12 protein-coding genes are annotated in these 15974 nt (G+C 66.4%); all 12 read left to right on the top strand.

The window, feature by feature from the left end; genetic code table 11:
- Positions 1-2: 2 nt before the first annotated feature.
- The 12 genes from nuoE (at position 3) to RND78_RS01170 (ending at position 15969) form a co-directional block, all read left to right on the top strand.
- Positions 3-503: an NADH-quinone oxidoreductase subunit NuoE gene (gene nuoE, locus RND78_RS01225; protein WP_312725355.1), complete on the top strand. Its 501-nt coding sequence runs from the start codon at positions 3-5 to the stop codon at positions 501-503.
- Entirely contained in the window at positions 500-1849 is a 1350-nt protein-coding gene (gene nuoF, locus RND78_RS01220; protein ID WP_312725352.1) for an NADH-quinone oxidoreductase subunit NuoF, read from the top strand. The genes nuoE and nuoF overlap by 4 nt, the downstream gene beginning before the upstream one ends.
- A gap of 138 nt (positions 1850-1987) precedes the next feature.
- The gene (gene nuoG / locus RND78_RS01215) at positions 1988-4705 is read left to right on the top strand and encodes an NADH-quinone oxidoreductase subunit NuoG (protein WP_312725350.1); all 2718 of its coding nucleotides are present in this window, start codon (positions 1988-1990) and stop codon (positions 4703-4705) included.
- Positions 4702-5712 (top strand): NADH-quinone oxidoreductase subunit NuoH, encoded by a 1011-nt coding sequence (nuoH, locus tag RND78_RS01210; RefSeq protein WP_312725349.1) that lies wholly within the window; start codon positions 4702-4704, stop codon positions 5710-5712. The genes nuoG and nuoH overlap by 4 nt, the downstream gene beginning before the upstream one ends.
- Before the next feature lie 10 nt (positions 5713-5722).
- Positions 5723-6271, top strand: coding sequence for an NADH-quinone oxidoreductase subunit NuoI (nuoI, locus tag RND78_RS01205; RefSeq protein WP_058793297.1), 549 nt, complete (start codon positions 5723-5725; stop codon positions 6269-6271).
- A gap of 9 nt (positions 6272-6280) precedes the next feature.
- Complete coding sequence (gene nuoJ / locus RND78_RS01200) at positions 6281-6793, top strand: NADH-quinone oxidoreductase subunit J (protein ID WP_312725346.1); 513 nt, start codon at positions 6281-6283, stop codon at positions 6791-6793.
- Positions 6794-6818: 25 nt separating this feature from the next.
- Positions 6819-7127, top strand: a complete 309-nt coding sequence (nuoK, locus tag RND78_RS01195; RefSeq protein ID WP_059226196.1) for an NADH-quinone oxidoreductase subunit NuoK — start codon at positions 6819-6821, stop codon at positions 7125-7127.
- The gene (gene nuoL, locus RND78_RS01190; protein WP_312725342.1) at positions 7124-8971 is read left to right on the top strand and encodes an NADH-quinone oxidoreductase subunit L; all 1848 of its coding nucleotides are present in this window, start codon (positions 7124-7126) and stop codon (positions 8969-8971) included. Before nuoK ends, nuoL begins: the two co-directional genes overlap by 4 nt.
- 27 nt (positions 8972-8998) lie before the next feature.
- Entirely contained in the window at positions 8999-10531 is a 1533-nt protein-coding gene (nuoM, locus tag RND78_RS01185; protein WP_312725340.1) for an NADH-quinone oxidoreductase subunit M, read from the top strand.
- A gap of 7 nt (positions 10532-10538) precedes the next feature.
- On the top strand, positions 10539-11990 hold the full coding sequence (gene nuoN, locus RND78_RS01180; RefSeq protein ID WP_312725337.1) for an NADH-quinone oxidoreductase subunit NuoN: 1452 nt from the start codon (positions 10539-10541) through the stop codon (positions 11988-11990).
- A 201-nt stretch (positions 11991-12191) separates the two neighbouring features.
- On the top strand, positions 12192-14225 hold the full coding sequence (locus RND78_RS01175; RefSeq protein WP_312725335.1) for a M13 family metallopeptidase: 2034 nt from the start codon (positions 12192-12194) through the stop codon (positions 14223-14225).
- Positions 14226-14298: 73 nt separating this feature from the next.
- Positions 14299-15969: a bifunctional protein-serine/threonine kinase/phosphatase gene (locus tag RND78_RS01170; RefSeq protein WP_312725334.1), complete on the top strand. Its 1671-nt coding sequence runs from the start codon at positions 14299-14301 to the stop codon at positions 15967-15969.
- Positions 15970-15974: the final 5 nt, after the last annotated feature.

The following is a 15974-nucleotide window of genomic DNA, read 5'->3' as shown; positions in this document are numbered from 1 at the left end:
GCATGAGCACCGAAACCCTGATCCAAACCGACCGTTTCGTCCTGAGCGACACCGAGCGCTCGGCCATCGAGCACGAGATGCATCACTACGAGGACCCGCGCGCGGCGTCCATCGAAGCCTTGAAGATCGTCCAGAAGGAACGTGGCTGGGTGCCGGATGGCGCCATCCATGCCATCGGCGAGGTGCTGGGCATTCCCGCCAGCGACGTCGAGGGCGTGGCGACCTTCTACAGCCAGATCTTCCGCGTGCCGGTCGGTCGCCACATCATCCGCGTGTGCGACAGCATGACCTGCTACATCGGCGGCCACGAATCCGTGGTCGGCGAGATCCAGCGGCAGCTGGGCATCGGCCTGGGCCAGACCACCACCGACAGCCGCTTCACCCTGCTGCCGGTCTGCTGCCTGGGCAATTGCGACAAGGCCCCGGCGCTGATGATCGACGACGATACCCATGGCGATGTCCAACCCGCGGGCGTGGCCAAACTGCTGGAGGGATACGCATGAGACTGACCTCCTTCGGGCCTGCCAACGGCATCGCCCGTACCCCCGAGACCCATCCCCTGACCTGGCGCCTGCGTGAAGACGGCGCCCCGGTCTGGCTGGAGGAATACCAGGCGAAGGACGGCTACGCCGCGGCACGCAAGGCGCTGACCGAGCTGGCGCCGGATGCCATCGTCCAGGAAGTCAAGGACTCCGGCCTCAAGGGCCGTGGCGGTGCGGGCTTCCCCACCGGCGTGAAGTGGGGCCTGATGCCCAAGGACGAATCCCTCGACATCCGCTACCTGCTGTGCAACGCGGACGAGATGGAGCCCAACACCTGGAAGGACCGCCTGCTCATGGAGCAGCTGCCCCACCTGCTGGTGGAAGGCATGCTGATCAGTGCCCGGGCACTCAAGGCCTATCGCGGCTACATCTTCCTGCGCGGCGAATACGTCGACGCCGCCGCCAACCTGCGGCGGGCGGTGGAAGAAGCCAAGGCCGCCGGCCTGCTCGGCAAGAACATCCTCGGCAGCGGCTTCGACTTCGAGCTGTTCGTCCACACCGGTGCCGGGCGCTACATCTGCGGTGAAGAGACCGCGCTGATCAACTCCCTGGAAGGCCGCCGCGCCAACCCGAGATCCAAGCCGCCCTTCCCCGCCGCCGTCGGCGTCTGGGGCAAGCCCACCTGCGTCAACAACGTCGAGACCCTGTGCAACGTGCCGGGCATCGTCGCCGGCGGGGTGGACTGGTACAAGAGCCTGGCCCGCGAAGGCAGCGAAGACATGGGTACCAAGCTCATGGGCTTCTCCGGCAAGGTGAAGAATCCCGGCGTCTGGGAACTGCCCTTCGGCATCACCGCCCAGGAGCTGTTCGAGGACTACGCCGGCGGCATGCGCGATGGCTTCAAGCTGAAATGCTGGCAGCCCGGTGGCGCCGGTACCGGCTTCCTGCTGCCCGAGCACCTCTCGGCGCAGATGTATGCCGGCGGCATCGGCAAGGTGGGCACCCGGATGGGTACCGGCCTGGCCCTGGCCGTGGACGACAGCATCAACATGGTCTCGCTGCTGCGCAACATGGAGGAGTTCTTCGCCCGCGAATCCTGCGGCTGGTGCACCCCCTGCCGCGACGGCCTGCCGTGGAGCGTCAAGCTCTTGCGCAGCCTGGAGAAGGGCGAAGGCCAGCAGGGCGACCTGGACACCCTGCTGCAGCTGGTCAACTTCCTCGGCCCGGGCAAGACCTTCTGTGCCCATGCACCAGGCGCCGTCGAGCCCCTGGGTAGTGCCATCAAGTATTTCCGCGAGGAGTTCGAGGCCGGTGTACGCAAGATGCCCAGCGAACCGCGTCCGACCGCTTCCGCGACCGTGACCTGAAGACCGGCCCTCATGGGCCGACTTCACAGCTTTCTGGCCGGGCGCGACCCGGCCGGCGCGGCCACTGGCGATCGCCAGGGCAGCGCGAACGTTTTCCCATTAGCCAGACCCGCCTTGCGCGGGTGAGAAGAAAACCCTATGGCCACTATCCATGTAGACGGCAAGACGTACGAGGTCGACGGGGCGGACAACCTCCTCGAAGCCTGCCTGTCCCTGGGGCTCGACATCCCCTATTTCTGCTGGCACCCCGCGCTGGGCAGCGTCGGCGCCTGCCGCCAGTGCGCGGTCAAGCAGTTCGCCGACGAGAACGACACCCGCGGGCGCCTGGTCATGTCCTGCATGACGCCGTCCAGCGACAAGACCTACATCTCCATCGAAGACGCCGAAGCCAAGGAATTCCGCAGCTCGGTCATCGAGTGGCTGATGACCAACCATCCCCACGACTGTCCGGTCTGCGAAGAAGGCGGCCATTGCCACCTGCAGGACATGACGGTGATGACCGGCCACAACAAGCGCCGTTATCGCTTCACCAAGCGTACCCACCAGAACCAGGACCTCGGCCCGTTCGTCGCTCACGAGATGAACCGCTGCATCGCCTGCTATCGCTGCGTGCGCTACTACAAGGACTACGCCGGCGGCACCGACCTGGGCGTCTATGGTGCCCACGACAACGTCTACTTCGGCCGCGTCGAGGACGGTGTCCTGGAGAGCGAATTCTCCGGCAACCTGACCGAGGTCTGCCCGACCGGGGTATTCACCGACAAGACCCACTCCGAGCGCTACAACCGCAAGTGGGACATGCAGTTCGCCCCGAGCATCTGCCATGGCTGTTCCTCGGGCTGCAACATCAGCCCCGGCGAGCGCTATGGCGAACTGCGCCGCATCGAGAACCGCTTCAACGGCTCGGTGAACCAGTACTTCCTCTGCGACCGTGGCCGCTTCGGCTATGGCTACGTCAATCGCAAGGATCGTCCGCGCCAGGCCTTGCTGAAGGACGGCAGCCTGGAGACCGGCATCGACGCAGCCCTGGATCGCGCCGCCCTGCTACTGCGCGGCAAGAAGGTGATCGGCATCGGTTCGCCGCGTGCCAGCCTGGAAAGCAACCACGCCCTGCGCGAGCTGGTCGGCGCCGAGAATTTCTACAGCGGCATGAGCGCCCGTGACCTGGCCAACGTCCGCCTGGTCCTGCAGGTGCTCAAGGACAGCCCCCTGCCCGTCCCCACCCTGCGCGCCATGGAGAAGCACGATGCCGTCTTCGTCCTCGGCGAGGACCTGACCCAGACCGCGGCCCGCCTGGCGCTGTCCCTGCGACAGGCGGTCAAGGGCAAGCCCGAGGCCATGGCCGCGGCGCAGAAGATCCAGCCCTGGCTGAATGCCGCCGTGCAGAACATTGGCCAGAGCGAGCGCAATCCGCTGTTCATCGCCAGCGTCGCCGCCACCCGCCTGGACGACGTCGCCGACGCCCGCCTGCATGGCTCGCCGCTGGAACTGGCCCGCTTCGGCCATGCCGTGGCCCATGCCATCGACGCCAGCGCCCCTGCTGTCGACGGCCTGAGCGACGACGTCGCCGAGCAGGCCCGCTTGCTGGCCGAAACCCTGCTGGCCGCCGAGCGCCCGCTGGTGGTGTCCGGTACCTCCCTGGGCGAGCCCGCGCTGATCGAAGCCGCCGCCAACCTGGCCAAGGCCCTGGCCGCCAAGGGCAAGGCCGGCTCCCTGAGCCTGGTGGTGCCCGAGGCCAACAGCCTGGGGCTGGCGCTCTATGGCGGCGAGTCCGTCGAAGTCGCCTTCGCTGCCCTGGAAAACGGCCAGGCCGATGCCCTGGTGGTGCTGGAGAACGATCTCTATCGCCGCGCCCCTGCCCAGCAGGTGGATCAGGCCCTGGCCCGCGCCCAGGTGCTGGTGGTGCTGGATCACCAGCGTACCGCCACCGCCCAGCGCGCCGACCTGGTGCTGCCGGCGGCGAGCTTCGCCGAAGGCGACGGTACCCTGGTCAGCCAGGAAGGTCGCGCCCAGCGCTTCTTCCAGGTCTATGAGCCGAGCTACTACGATCCTTCCAGCCTGGTCCGCGAGGGCTGGCGCTGGCTGCACGCCCTGCGCAACACCCTGGACAACCGCCCGGTGGACTGGACCCAGCTGGACCACGTCACCGACGCCGTGGCCACCGCTGCGCCGCAGCTGGAGGGCATCCGCGACGCCGCGCCCAACGCCAGCTTCCGCGTCAAGGGTCTGAAGCTCGCCCGCGAACCGCACCGCTACAGCGGCCGCACCTCCATGCGCGCCAACCTCAGCGTGCACGAGCCGCGTGCGCCCCAGGACGCCGACACCGCCTTCGCCTTCTCCATGGAAGGCTATGCCGGCAGCGTCGAGCCGCGTCAGCAGATCCCCTTCGCCTGGTCGCCGGGTTGGAACTCGCCCCAGGCCTGGAACAAGTTCCAGGACGAAGTCGGTGGTCACCTGCGTGCCGGCGATCCGGGCGTCCGCCTGATCGAGCCCCAGGGCGATCGCCTGAGCTGGTTCGCCGTCCCGGCTGCCGCCGTGCGCGGTACCGAAAGTGGCTTCCAGGCCGTGCCGCTGTACCACCTGTTCGGTAGCGAAGAGACCTCCTCCCGCGCCGAGCCGGTGCGCGAGCGTATCCCCGCGGCCTACGTCGCCCTGGCCAAGGCCGATGCCGACCGCCTGGGTGTCAACGAGGGCGCCCTGCTGCGCCTGCAGGTCGCCGGCCAGGAGCTGCGCCTGCCGCTGCAGATCAAGCCTGAGCTGTCGGCCGGCCTGGTCGGTCTGCCCGCCGGCTTCGAAGGGATTCCGGTGGACTTCGCCGGCCTGACCGTGGAAGGACTGCAGGAGGCCGCGGCATGACCTGGCTCACTCCTACCCTCATCGCCGTGGTCATCGGCATCCTCAAGGCCATCGTCATCCTCCTGGCGGTGGTGATCTGCGGCGCGCTGCTGAGCTTCGTCGAACGGCGTCTGCTGGGTCTCTGGCAAGACCGCTACGGTCCTAACCGGGTCGGCCCCTTCGGCGCCTTCCAACTCGGTGCCGACATGCTGAAGATGTTCTTCAAGGAGGACTGGACCCCGCCGTTCGCCGACAAGATGATCTTCGCCCTGGCACCGGTGATCGCCATGGGGTCGCTGCTGGTGGCCTTCTCGGTCATCCCCATCACCCCCACCTGGGGTGTGGCGGACCTGAACGTCGGCCTGCTGTTCTTCTTCGCCATGGCCGGCGTCAACGTCTACGCCGTGCTCTTCGCCGGCTGGGCGAGCAACAACAAGTTCTCCCTGCTGGGTGCCATGCGCGCCTCGGCCCAGACCCTCTCCTACGAGGTGTTCATGGGCCTGTCGGTGATGGGCATCGTCGCGGTAACGGGTTCCTTCAACATGAGGGACATCGTCGAGGCGCAGCACCAGGGCTGGTGGTTCATCGTTCCCCAGTTCTTCGGCTTCTGCACCTTCTTCATCGCCGGCATCGCGGTCACCCACCGTCATCCCTTCGATCAGCCGGAAGCCGAGCAGGAGCTCGCCGACGGTTACCACATCGAGTATGCGGGCATGAAGTGGGGCATGTTCTTCGTTGGCGAGTACATCGGCATCGTGCTGATCTCGGCGCTACTGGTGACCCTGTTCTTCGGCGGCTGGCACGGTCCCTTCCTGGACACCCTGCCCTGGCTGTCGTTCTTCTGGTTCGCCCTGAAGACCGCCTTCTTCATCATGATCTTCATCCTGCTGCGCGCCTCGGTCCCCCGCCCGCGCTACGACCAGGTAATGGCCTTCAGCTGGAAGTTCTGCCTGCCCCTGACCCTGATCAACCTGCTGGTGACCGGCGCTGTGGTGCTCTACAACGCCCAGCCGGCCATCGGCCAGTGAGGTATTCGTCATGATCAAGGAAATCCTGCACATCCTGCACGGCACCTACACCCAGTTGCGCAGCGTGGTGATGATCTTCGGTCACGCCTTCCGCAAGCGCGACACCCTGCAATACCCCGAGGAACCCGTGTACCTACCGCCGCGCTACCGTGGCCGCATCGTCCTCACCCGTGACCCCGACGGCCAGGAGCGCTGCGTGGCCTGCAACCTGTGCGCCGTGGCCTGCCCGGTCGGCTGCATCTCGCTGCAGAAGACCGAAGCCGAGGACGGTCGCTGGTACCCCGAGTTCTTCCGCATCAACTTCTCGCGCTGCATCTTCTGCGGCATGTGCGAGGAGGCCTGCCCCACCACCGCCATCCAGCTGACCCCGGACTTCGAGATGTCCGAGTTCAATCGCCAGGAGCTGGTGTACGAGAAGCAGGACCTGCTGATCTCGGGTCCGGGCAAGTATCCGGAATACAACTTCTACCGGGTGGCCGGCATGGCCATCGCGGGCAAGCCCAAGGGTGCCGCGCAGAGCGAGGCAGAGCCGATCAACGTGAAGAGCCTGCTGCCCTAAGGAGCTGTCGTGGAATTCGCCTTCTATTTCTCCGCCGGGGTGGCCGTCCTGGCTACCTTCCGGGTGATCACCAACACCAATCCGGTGCATGCCCTGCTGTACCTGATCATCTCGCTGCTGGCGGTGTCCATGGTGTTCTTCGCCCTGGGCGCACCCTTCGCCGGGGCCCTGGAGATCATCGTCTACGCCGGTGCCATCATGGTGCTGTTCGTGTTCGTGGTGATGATGCTCAACCTCGGCCCGGTGGTCTCCGAACAGGAGCGCAAGTGGCTGACGCCCAAGGTCTGGATCGGTCCGTCCATCCTCGCCGCCGCACTGCTGGTGGAACTGCTGCTGGTGCTGTCGCGCACCCCGGGTGGCGCCACCATCGGCCATACCAGCGTAGAAGCCAAGGCCGTGGGCATCAGCCTGTTCGGCCCCTATCTGCTGGCGGTCGAGCTGGCGTCAATGCTGCTCCTGGGTGCCCTGGTCGCGGCCTACCACCTGGGTCGCAGCGACGTCAAAGACGGGATCGGCGAGTGAGTCGCCAAGGACTGGAGAACAGCCAATGAACGCCATACCTCTGGAACACGGACTGGCCCTCGCCGGTGCCCTGTTCGCCCTTGGCCTGGTGGGCCTGATGGTCCGCCGCAACATCCTCTTCGTGCTCATGAGTCTGGAAATCATGATGAACGCCGCCGCGCTGGCCTTCGTGGTCGCGGGTAGCCGTTGGGGCGCGCCCGACGGCCAGGTGATGTTCATCCTGATCCTGAGCCTGGCCGCCGCCGAGGCCAGTATCGGCCTGGCGATCCTGCTGCAGCTCTATCGCCGCTTCCACACCCTCGACGTCGATGCCGCCAGCGAGATGCACGGATGAACCTGCTACCCCTCACCTTCGCCTTTCCCCTGGTCGGCTATTTCCTGCTGGCCTTCTCTCGCGGTCGGCTGTCGGAGAATCTCTCCGCGCTGATCGGCGTGGGTTCGGTGGGCCTGGCGGCGCTGGTCGCCGCCTGGGTCGGCTGGAACTTCCACGTCGCGCCGCCCGCCGACGGCCACCTGACCATCGTCCTCTGGCAGTGGATGAACGTGGAGGGCTTCGCGCCCAACATGGCCCTCTACCTGGATGGCCTGTCGCTGACCATGCTCGGCGTGGTCACCGGCGTCGGCTTCCTGATCCACCTGTTCGCTTCCTGGTACATGCGTGGTGAGGAAGGCTATTCGCGCTTCTTCGCCTACACCAACCTGTTCATCTTTAGCATGTTGCTGCTGGTCCTCGGCGACAACCTGCTGCTGCTGTACTTCGGTTGGGAAGGCGTGGGCCTGTGCAGCTACCTGCTGATCGGCTTCTACTACAGCGAGCGCGCCAACGGTAACGCGGCGCTGAAGGCCTTCATCGTCACCCGCGTCGGCGACGTCTTCATGGCCTTCGGTCTGTTCATCCTGTTCATGACCCTGGGCACCCTGGACATCCAGGAGCTGCTGCAGAAGGCGCCCGATGTCTTCGCCAGCGGTGATCCGCTGATCGTGCTGGCTACCCTGGCGCTGCTCGGCGGTGCCGTGGGCAAGTCGGCCCAGTTGCCGCTGCAGACCTGGCTGGCGGACGCCATGGCCGGTCCGACCCCGGTCTCGGCGCTGATCCACGCGGCGACCATGGTGACCGCGGGCGTCTACCTGATCGCCCGGACCCATGGCCTGTTCCTGCTGGCTCCGGAGATCCTGCACCTGGTGGGCATCGTCGGTGCCGTGACCCTGGTGCTGGCCGGTTTCGCCGCCCTGGTGCAGACCGACATCAAGCGCATCCTGGCCTATTCCACCATGAGCCAGATCGGCTACATGTTCCTGGCCCTGGGTGTGGGCGCCTGGCAGCCGGCGATCTTCCACCTGATGACCCATGCCTTCTTCAAGGCGCTGCTGTTCCTCGCCTCGGGCTCGGTGATCCTGGCCTGCCACCACGAGCAGAACATCTTCAAGATGGGCGGCCTGTGGAAGAAGATCCCCCTGGCCTATGCCAGCTTCCTAGTGGGTGGCTCGGCCCTGGCGGCGCTGCCGCTGGTCACCGCCGGTTTCTATTCCAAGGACGAGATCCTCTGGGAGGCCTTCGCCAGCGGTCATACCTACCTGCTCTACGCAGGCCTCGTGGGCGCCTTCCTGACCTCGATCTACACCTTCCGGCTGATCTTCATCACCTTCCACGGCCAGGCGCACACCGAGGCCCATGCCGGCCACGGGATCGCCCACAACCTGCCGCTGGCGGTGCTGCTGGTGCTGTCGACCTTCGTCGGCGCGCTGATCGTGCCGCCGCTGGCCGGGGTGCTGCCGGAATCGGTCGGTCATGCCGGAGGTGAAGCCAAGCATTCCCTGGAGATCACCTCGGGGGCCATCGCCATCGCCGGCATCCTGCTGGCCGCCCTGCTCTTCCTCGGCAAGCGTGCCTTCGTGAGCGGCCTGGCCAAGAGCGCACCGGGCCGCTTCTTCGGGACCTGGTGGTATCACGCCTGGGGCTTCGACTGGCTGTACGACCTGATCTTCGTCAAGCCGTACCTGCTGCTTGCCCGCCTGCTGCGCCGCGACCCCATCGACCAGGCCATCGGCCTGATCCCGCTGCTGGCGCGCGGTGGCAACCTGGCACTGAGCATCACCGAGAACGGCCGTCTGCGCTGGTACGCGGCTTCCATCGTGGGAGGCGCCGTGCTGTTGCTCGGCGCCCTGCTGCTGGCCTGACCCCCTGACTAAGGATAAGTACACGTCATGCTTCTGCCCTGGCTAATCCTGATCCCCTTCATCGGCGGCCTGTTCTGCTTCCTCACGGAGAAGACCGGCCCGCTGGTGCCCCGCTGGATCGCCCTGTTCACCATGCTGCTGGAGCTGGTGCTCGGCCTGTGGCTGTGGGCCCATGGCGACTACAGCCTGGCTCCCGCCCCTGGCGCCGAAACCGCCTGGACCGCCGAATTCCAGATGAACTGGATTCCGCGCTTCGGCATCAGCCTGCACTTCGGCCTCGATGGCCTGTCGCTGCTGATGATCCTGCTCACCGGCCTGCTCGGTGTGCTGGCGGTGACCTGCTCCTGGCGCGAAGTGCAGCGCCACGTCGGTTTCTTCCACCTCAACCTGCTGTGGATCATCGGCGGCGTGGTGGGGGTGTTCCTGGCGCTGGACCTGTTCCTGTTCTTCTTCTTCTGGGAAATGATGCTGGTACCGATGTACTTCCTGATCGCGCTGTGGGGCCATAGCTCCGCGGACGGCAAGAAGAGCCGCATCACCGCCGCCACCAAGTTCTTCATCTTCACCCAGGCCAGCGGCCTGATCATGCTGGTGGCCATCATCGCCCTGGTCCTGGTGAATTACGGTGCCACCGGCGTCCTGACCTTCGACTACGAAGACCTGCTGCAACTGCAGCTGGACCCCCGCCTGGAATACCTGCTGATGCTGGGCTTCTTCATCGCCTTCGCGGTGAAGCTGCCGGTGGTGCCGGTGCACTCCTGGCTGCCGGACGCCCACGCCCAGGCGCCCACCGCCGGTTCCGTCGACCTGGCCGGTATCCTGCTCAAGACCGCTGCCTACGGCCTCTTGCGCTTCGCCATCCCGCTGTTCCCCAACGCCTCGGCGGAATTCGCGCCGATCGCCATGTGGCTGGGCATCATCGGCATCTTCTACGGCGCCATCCTGTCGTTCGCCCAGACCGACATCAAGCGCCTGGTGGCCTACTCCAGCGTCTCGCACATGGGCTTCGTGCTGATCGGCATCTATTCCGGCAGCCCCCAGGCGCTGCAGGGCGTGGTGGTGCAGATGATCGCCCACGGCCTCTCCGCCGCCGGCCTGTTCATCCTCTGCGGCCAGCTCTACGAGCGCCTGCACACCCGTGACATGCGCCAGATGGGCGGTCTCTGGGCGCGGATGCCCTACCTGCCGGCGCTGAGCCTGTTCTTCGCCTCGGCCTCCCTGGGCCTGCCAGGTACCGGCAACTTCGTCGGCGAATTCCTGATCCTGCTGGGTGCGTTCCCGGTGGTGCCGATGATCACCGTCATCGCCACCTTCGGCCTGGTGTTCGCCTCGGTCTACTCGCTGATCATGATCCACCGCGCCTACTTCGGTCCGGCCAAGGCCGAGGGCGCACTGCATGGCCTGAATGCGCGGGAGCTATCGATGCTGCTGTTGCTTGGCGTGCTGCTGGTGCTGCTCGGCGTCTATCCGCAGCCGGTGCTGGATACCTCGGCCGCGAGCATGGCCGGTGTCCAGCAGTGGCTCGGCGAAGCCTTCTCCTCTCTCGTTTCCGCCCGGTAAGAGCGCCATGACCTTTACCTACCAACACCTCATCGCCCTCCTGCCAATCATCATCACCGGCCTCACCGCCGTGGTGGTGATGCTGGGCATCGCCTGGCGGCGGGACCACACCATCATCCCGACCCTGGGCGTGATCGGCCTCAACCTGGCCCTGCTGTCCTGCATCCCGGCCCTGGGTGTCGGCGCCATCGACGTCACCCCGCTGCTGCGCATCGACGGCTTCACCTGCTTCTACATGGCGTTGATCCTGATCGCCACCCTGGCCTGCATGACCCTGTCGCACGCCTACATGGAAGGCTATCCGGGCAACCGCGAAGAGCTGTACCTGCTGCTGCTGATCTCCGCCACCGGCGGTCTGGTGCTGGTGGCGGCGCAGAACGTCGCGGGGCTGTTCATTGGCCTGGAGCTGCTGTCGGTACCGGTCTACGGCCTGGTGGCCTACAGCTACTTCAATCGGCGCTCCCTGGAAGCCGGCATGAAGTACCTGGTGCTGTCCGCCGCCGGCTCGGCCATCCTGCTGTTCGGCATGGCCCTGCTCTATGCCCAGTCCGGCAGCCTGAACTTCGCCGACATCGGCCTGCAAATGGACGCTCCGGCCAGCACCGGCCTGCTGATGGAAATCGGCCTCGGCATGCTGATCGTCGGGCTCGGCTTCAAGCTGTCGCTGGTGCCCTTCCACCTCTGGACGCCGGACGTCTACGAAGGCTCGCCAGCGCCGGTAGGTGCCTTCCTGGCCACCGCCAGCAAGGTGGCCGTCTTCGCCGTGCTGGTGCGGGTGTTCCAGACCATGCCCATGGCCTCCCAGGATGGCTGGCTGCACGACACCATCGCCTTCATCGCCATCGCCTCCATGCTGGTGGGCAACCTGCTGGCGCTGATGCAGAGCAACCTCAAGCGCCTGCTGGGTTACTCCTCCATCTCCCACTTCGGCTACCTGCTGGTGGCGGTATCCTCGGGTGAAGGCCTGTCGATGGAAGCCGTGGCGGTTTACCTGGTGACCTATGTGTTCACCAGCCTGGGCGCCTTCGGCGTGGTTACCCTGATGTCCAGCCCGAGCAACGGCCAGCGTGACGCCGATGCGCTGTTCGAGTACCGCGGCCTGTTCTGGCGCCGTCCGTACCTGACCGCGGCGCTGACGGTGATGATGCTGTCCCTGGCTGGCATCCCGCTCACCGCCGGCTTCATCGGCAAGTTCTACGTCATCACCGTGGGCGTGGAAGCGGGTATGTGGTGGCAGACCGCGGCCATCGTGCTGGGTAGCGCCATCGGCCTGTTCTACTACCTGCGCGTGATGGTCACCCTGTACCTGACCGAGCAGGGCCTGCAGCGCCACGATGCGCCGATGAACTGGGGCCAGCGCGCCGGTGGCGTGATGCTGATCGCCATTTCCATCGCCACCTTCGTCCTCGGCGTCTATCCGCAGCCGCTGCTGCAACTGGCGCAGCTGACGGTGTTCTGATCCAGGGCGTTGGCCACGATCCCCGCTTCGGCGGGGATCGTCGTTTCTGGGCGATCCAGCGGATTTTCAACACCGCATGACCGAGCACGGGCACTTTTCAGACAAAGCCGCTTGCCCTTGGCAGGGCCATCCACGGCCCGCTACCCTGCCGACGCCCTACCCCGCTCCTCATTCGTTCTTTTTCTGGAGACGCTTTCTCCCATGCCTGCGTTGAAACCCCTCACCCTCGCCATCGGCCTGCTGCTAGGCAGCCAGGCGCTCGCCGCCCCCGTCTTCGACGTCACCGAACTGGGTGACCCGGCCACCGCCTGTACCGACCTCGACACCTTCGTCAACCAGAAATGGGTAGCGGCCAACCCGATCCCACCGGACAAGTCGCGCTGGGGATCCTTCATGGCGCTGGGTGAGAAGTCCCTCAACGACCAGCATGCCATCCTGCAGCGGGCGGCCCAGGACGCGGATCGCGCGGTCAAGGGGTCGGTGGAACAAAAGATCGGCTGGCTCTATCGCTCGGGGATGGACGAGGCCGCCATCGAGCGCGCTGGCTTTAGTCCCATCCAGCAGCAACTGGCAGCCATCGACCGGTTGCGTACCACCGCCGATGTGGTGAGCTATCTGCAGCAGAGCTTCGGCCGGGGCGACATGCAGGTGTTCTCCTTCGGCTCCGGTGCCGATTACCAGAACGCCAAGCAGCAGATCGCCTATGCCTACCAGGGCGGTCTCGGCCTGCCGACACCCGACTACTACACGGAGGCCGACTACGCCACGTTGCGCCAGGCCTACCTGGGGCACATCGCCCGGCTGCTGACCCTGACCGGCGTACCCAAGGCCCAGGCCACCGCCCAGGCCGAATTGGTACTGGCCTTCGAGAGCCGCCTGGCCCGTGCCTCGGTCAAGCCGGTGGAGCTGCGCAATCCGGAAAACCAGTATCACTACCTGAGCTTCGCCGAAGCCAACAAGGTGACGCCGCATTTCGACTGGCAGGCCTTCTTCGCCAGCCAGGGCGTCACCGGCCAGCAGGGCTTTTCGCTGTCCCAGCCGGGCTTCTTCGCCGAATTCGATCGCATGCTGGCCGACACGCCCATCGAGCAATGGCAGGCCTATCTGCGCGCCCACGTGATCGACGACGCCGCACCCTGGCTGTCCAAGCCCTTCCAGCAAGAGAGTTTCGCCTTCAACCAGAAGACCCTGAGCGGCCAGCAGCAACAGAGCGACCGCTGGAAGCGGGTGCTGCGGGCGGTCAATGGCGCCATGGGCGAAGGCCTGGGCCAACTCTATGTAAAAGAGCACTTCTCGCCCCAGGCCAAGGCTCGCGCGCAGGAGCTGGTGGACAACGTGATGCAGGCACTCAGGGCGCGCATCGAGAAGCTCGACTGGATGAGCCCGGAGACCAAGCAGAAAGCCTTGGCCAAGTGGGACAGCTTCCTGCCCAAGATCGGCTACCCGGAGCGCTGGCGCGACTGGACCGGCCTGACGCTCGCGCCCCAGGGCTTCTATGCCAACCTGGAGGCTGCCTCGCGCTTCAACTATCACCATGACCTGGCCAAGATCGGCAAGCCCACCGACCGCCAGGAATGGGGCATGTACCCGCAGACGGTCAATGCCTACTACAGCTCCACCGACAACACCATCAACTTCCCGGCCGCCATCCTGCAGCCGCCGTTCTTCTATCCGGACGGCGACGACGCCATCAACTACGGCGGCATCGGCGCGGTGATCGGTCACGAGGCCAGCCATGGCTTCGACGACCAGGGCAGCAAGTTCGACGGCGCCGGCAACCAGGTGGACTGGTGGACCCCGGCTGACCGGCAGGCCTTCGAGGCCCGTACCGGCAAGCTGGTGGAGCAATTCGACAACTATCACCCCCTGCCGGACCACCCGGAGCTGCACGTCAACGGCAAGCTCACCCTGGGCGAGAACATCGGTGACCTCGGCGGCATCAACGCCGCCTACGATGCCCTGCAACTGGCGCTGGCCAAGAAGCCGGCAGAAGCTGCCCGGAAGATCGACGGCTACACCCAGCAGCAGCGCTTCTTCCTCAATTGGGCACGGGTGTGGCGCAGCTCGGTACGCGAGGAACAGCTGCGGCTTTCGCTCAACACCGATCCCCATGCGCCCATGAGATTCCGCGCCATCGGGGCGCCGTCCAACATGCCGGCCTTCGCCCAGGCGTTCAGTTGCAAGACCGGCGACGCCATGGTCCGGCCGGAGGACAAGCGCGTGGAAATCTGGTGATGACCGGGAAAGGCCCGGGCAGCGGGTATCGCTTTTGCATTGCCCGTGCTCTCCCTTGCCCGATGCCTCCTTCATGCCCCTAGAACTCGTCACCGCTGAAGCCACCGCGACCGGCCCGCGCAAGGAAAACCAGGATGCCTTGCGCAGCGTCCAGCCCAGTGCGGCCCTGGCGGCGACCAAGGGGCATCTGTTCGCCTTGGCCGATGGTGTCAGTGGCTGCCCGGACGGTGGCCTGGCCGCCCGCGCCACCCTGCAGGCCCTGGCCCAGGATTACTATTCCACCCCGGAAACCTGGCCGGTGGCTCAGGCCCTGGAACGGCTGCTGCTGGCGCAGAATCGCTGGTTGCAGGCCGCTGGCAATGGCCAGCCGCTGCTGACCACCCTGACCGCCCTGGTGATCCGCGGACGGCGTTTTACCCTGGCCCATGTTGGCGATTGCCGTGCCTATCGCTGGCACGGCGGCAAACTGACCTGCCTCACCGTCGACCATGTCTGGCAGCAAACCGGCATGCAGCATGTGCTGACCCGTGCCCTGGGGCTGGAGACTCACCTGGTGGTGGACTTCCGCGAAGGCGAGCTGGAAGCCGGCGAGACCCTGCTGCTGGTGAGCGATGGCGTCTGGGCCGCCCTGGGCGAGGACAGCATGAGGCACATCCTCGCCGATGGCGTGAGCAACCCGGACGCCACCGCCCAGGCCCTGGTGGCCGGGGCCCTGCATGCTGGTGGCCAGGACAATGCCAGCGCCCTGCTGGTGCGCGTCGACCGGCTGCCCGACGTATCCCTGGCCGACACCCTGGCCAGCGCCGACACCTGGCCGCCGCTGCCGGCCCTCAAGCCCGGCCAGCACTTCGAAGGCTGGAAGGTACTGGAGCGGCTGGGCGAATCGCGCCAGTCGCTGCTCTACCGGGTCCAGGACGACAGCGGTCGCTCCTGGCTGCTCAAGACGCTGCCGGCCAATCTGCAGCACGACACCCTTGCCGGCCATGCCTTGCTGATGGAGGAATGGTTCCTGCGCCGCGTCGCCGGACGCGCCTTCGTCGAGGTGCATCCGCTGCCGCGACGGGCCCACCTCTACTTCGTGCAGCGGGAATACTCCGGCCGCCCCCTGGCGCAGCAGCTGCGCAGCGAAGGCCCCCTGGCGCTGGCCGACTGGCTGGACGTCGCCTCCCGCCTCTTGCGCGCCCTCGGCCAGTTGCACCGGCGCAACATCCTGCACCGCGACATCAAGCCGGACAACCTGCACCGCGGCCAGGATGGCGAGCTGCGCCTGCTGGACTTCGGCCTGGCCTACTGTCCTCAGCTATCCCAGGACCTGCAGGATACCCCCGGCACCCCGAGCTATCGGGCACCCGAGTCCTTCGAGGGAGCCACCCCGAGTCCGGCCCAGGATCTCTATGCCGCCGGCGTGACCCTCTATGAGCTGCTCACCGGCAGCTATCCCTATGGCGAGGTCGAGCCCTTCCAGCGACCGCGCTTCGCCAGCCCCGCCAGCGTGCTGCGGCGGCGCCCCGATGCGCCGACCTGGCTGGACGACTGGCTGCAGCGCGCCGTGGCGGTCGACCCCAGGGAGCGCTTCGAGACCGCCGAGGAAGCCCTGTTGCGACTGGAGCAGGGCGAGCGGCAACCTGCTGTCCGCGCCCTGCCGCTGTTGCACCGCGATCCGCTGCGGACCTGGCAGGGGGTTGCCGCCCTGTCGCTGCTCGGCAATCTGGCGCTCGTACTGGCGTGGCTCTATCGCCACTGAGGCCA

The organism is Pseudomonas oryzihabitans, from assembly GCF_032027545.1.
In the GTDB taxonomy this organism is placed as follows: Bacteria; Pseudomonadota; Gammaproteobacteria; order Pseudomonadales; family Pseudomonadaceae; genus Chryseomonas; species Chryseomonas oryzihabitans_F.
Note: the sequence above shows the minus strand (reverse complement) of the source record. Positions and strands in the feature narration are given on the sequence as shown.

Bases quoted from the DNA above. Each gene is read 5' to 3' on its own strand.
- nuoH (WP_312725349.1), top strand. From the start codon at position 4,702: ATGACCTGGCTCACTCCTACCCTCATCGCCGTGGTCATCGGCATCCTC.
- nuoK (WP_059226196.1), top strand. From the start codon at position 6,819: ATGAACGCCATACCTCTGGAACACGGACTGGCCCTCGCCGGTGCCCTG.
- RND78_RS01170 (WP_312725334.1), top strand. From the start codon at position 14,299: ATGCCCCTAGAACTCGTCACCGCTGAAGCCACCGCGACCGGCCCGCGC.
- nuoM (WP_312725340.1), top strand. From the start codon at position 8,999: ATGCTTCTGCCCTGGCTAATCCTGATCCCCTTCATCGGCGGCCTGTTC.
- nuoF (WP_312725352.1), top strand. From the start codon at position 500: ATGAGACTGACCTCCTTCGGGCCTGCCAACGGCATCGCCCGTACCCCC.
- nuoL (WP_312725342.1), top strand. From the start codon at position 7,124: ATGAACCTGCTACCCCTCACCTTCGCCTTTCCCCTGGTCGGCTATTTC.
- nuoG (WP_312725350.1), top strand. From the start codon at position 1,988: ATGGCCACTATCCATGTAGACGGCAAGACGTACGAGGTCGACGGGGCG.
- RND78_RS01175 (WP_312725335.1), top strand. From the start codon at position 12,192: ATGCCTGCGTTGAAACCCCTCACCCTCGCCATCGGCCTGCTGCTAGGC.
- nuoI (WP_058793297.1), top strand. From the start codon at position 5,723: ATGATCAAGGAAATCCTGCACATCCTGCACGGCACCTACACCCAGTTG.
- nuoN (WP_312725337.1), top strand. From the start codon at position 10,539: ATGACCTTTACCTACCAACACCTCATCGCCCTCCTGCCAATCATCATC.
- nuoE (WP_312725355.1), top strand. From the start codon at position 3: ATGAGCACCGAAACCCTGATCCAAACCGACCGTTTCGTCCTGAGCGAC.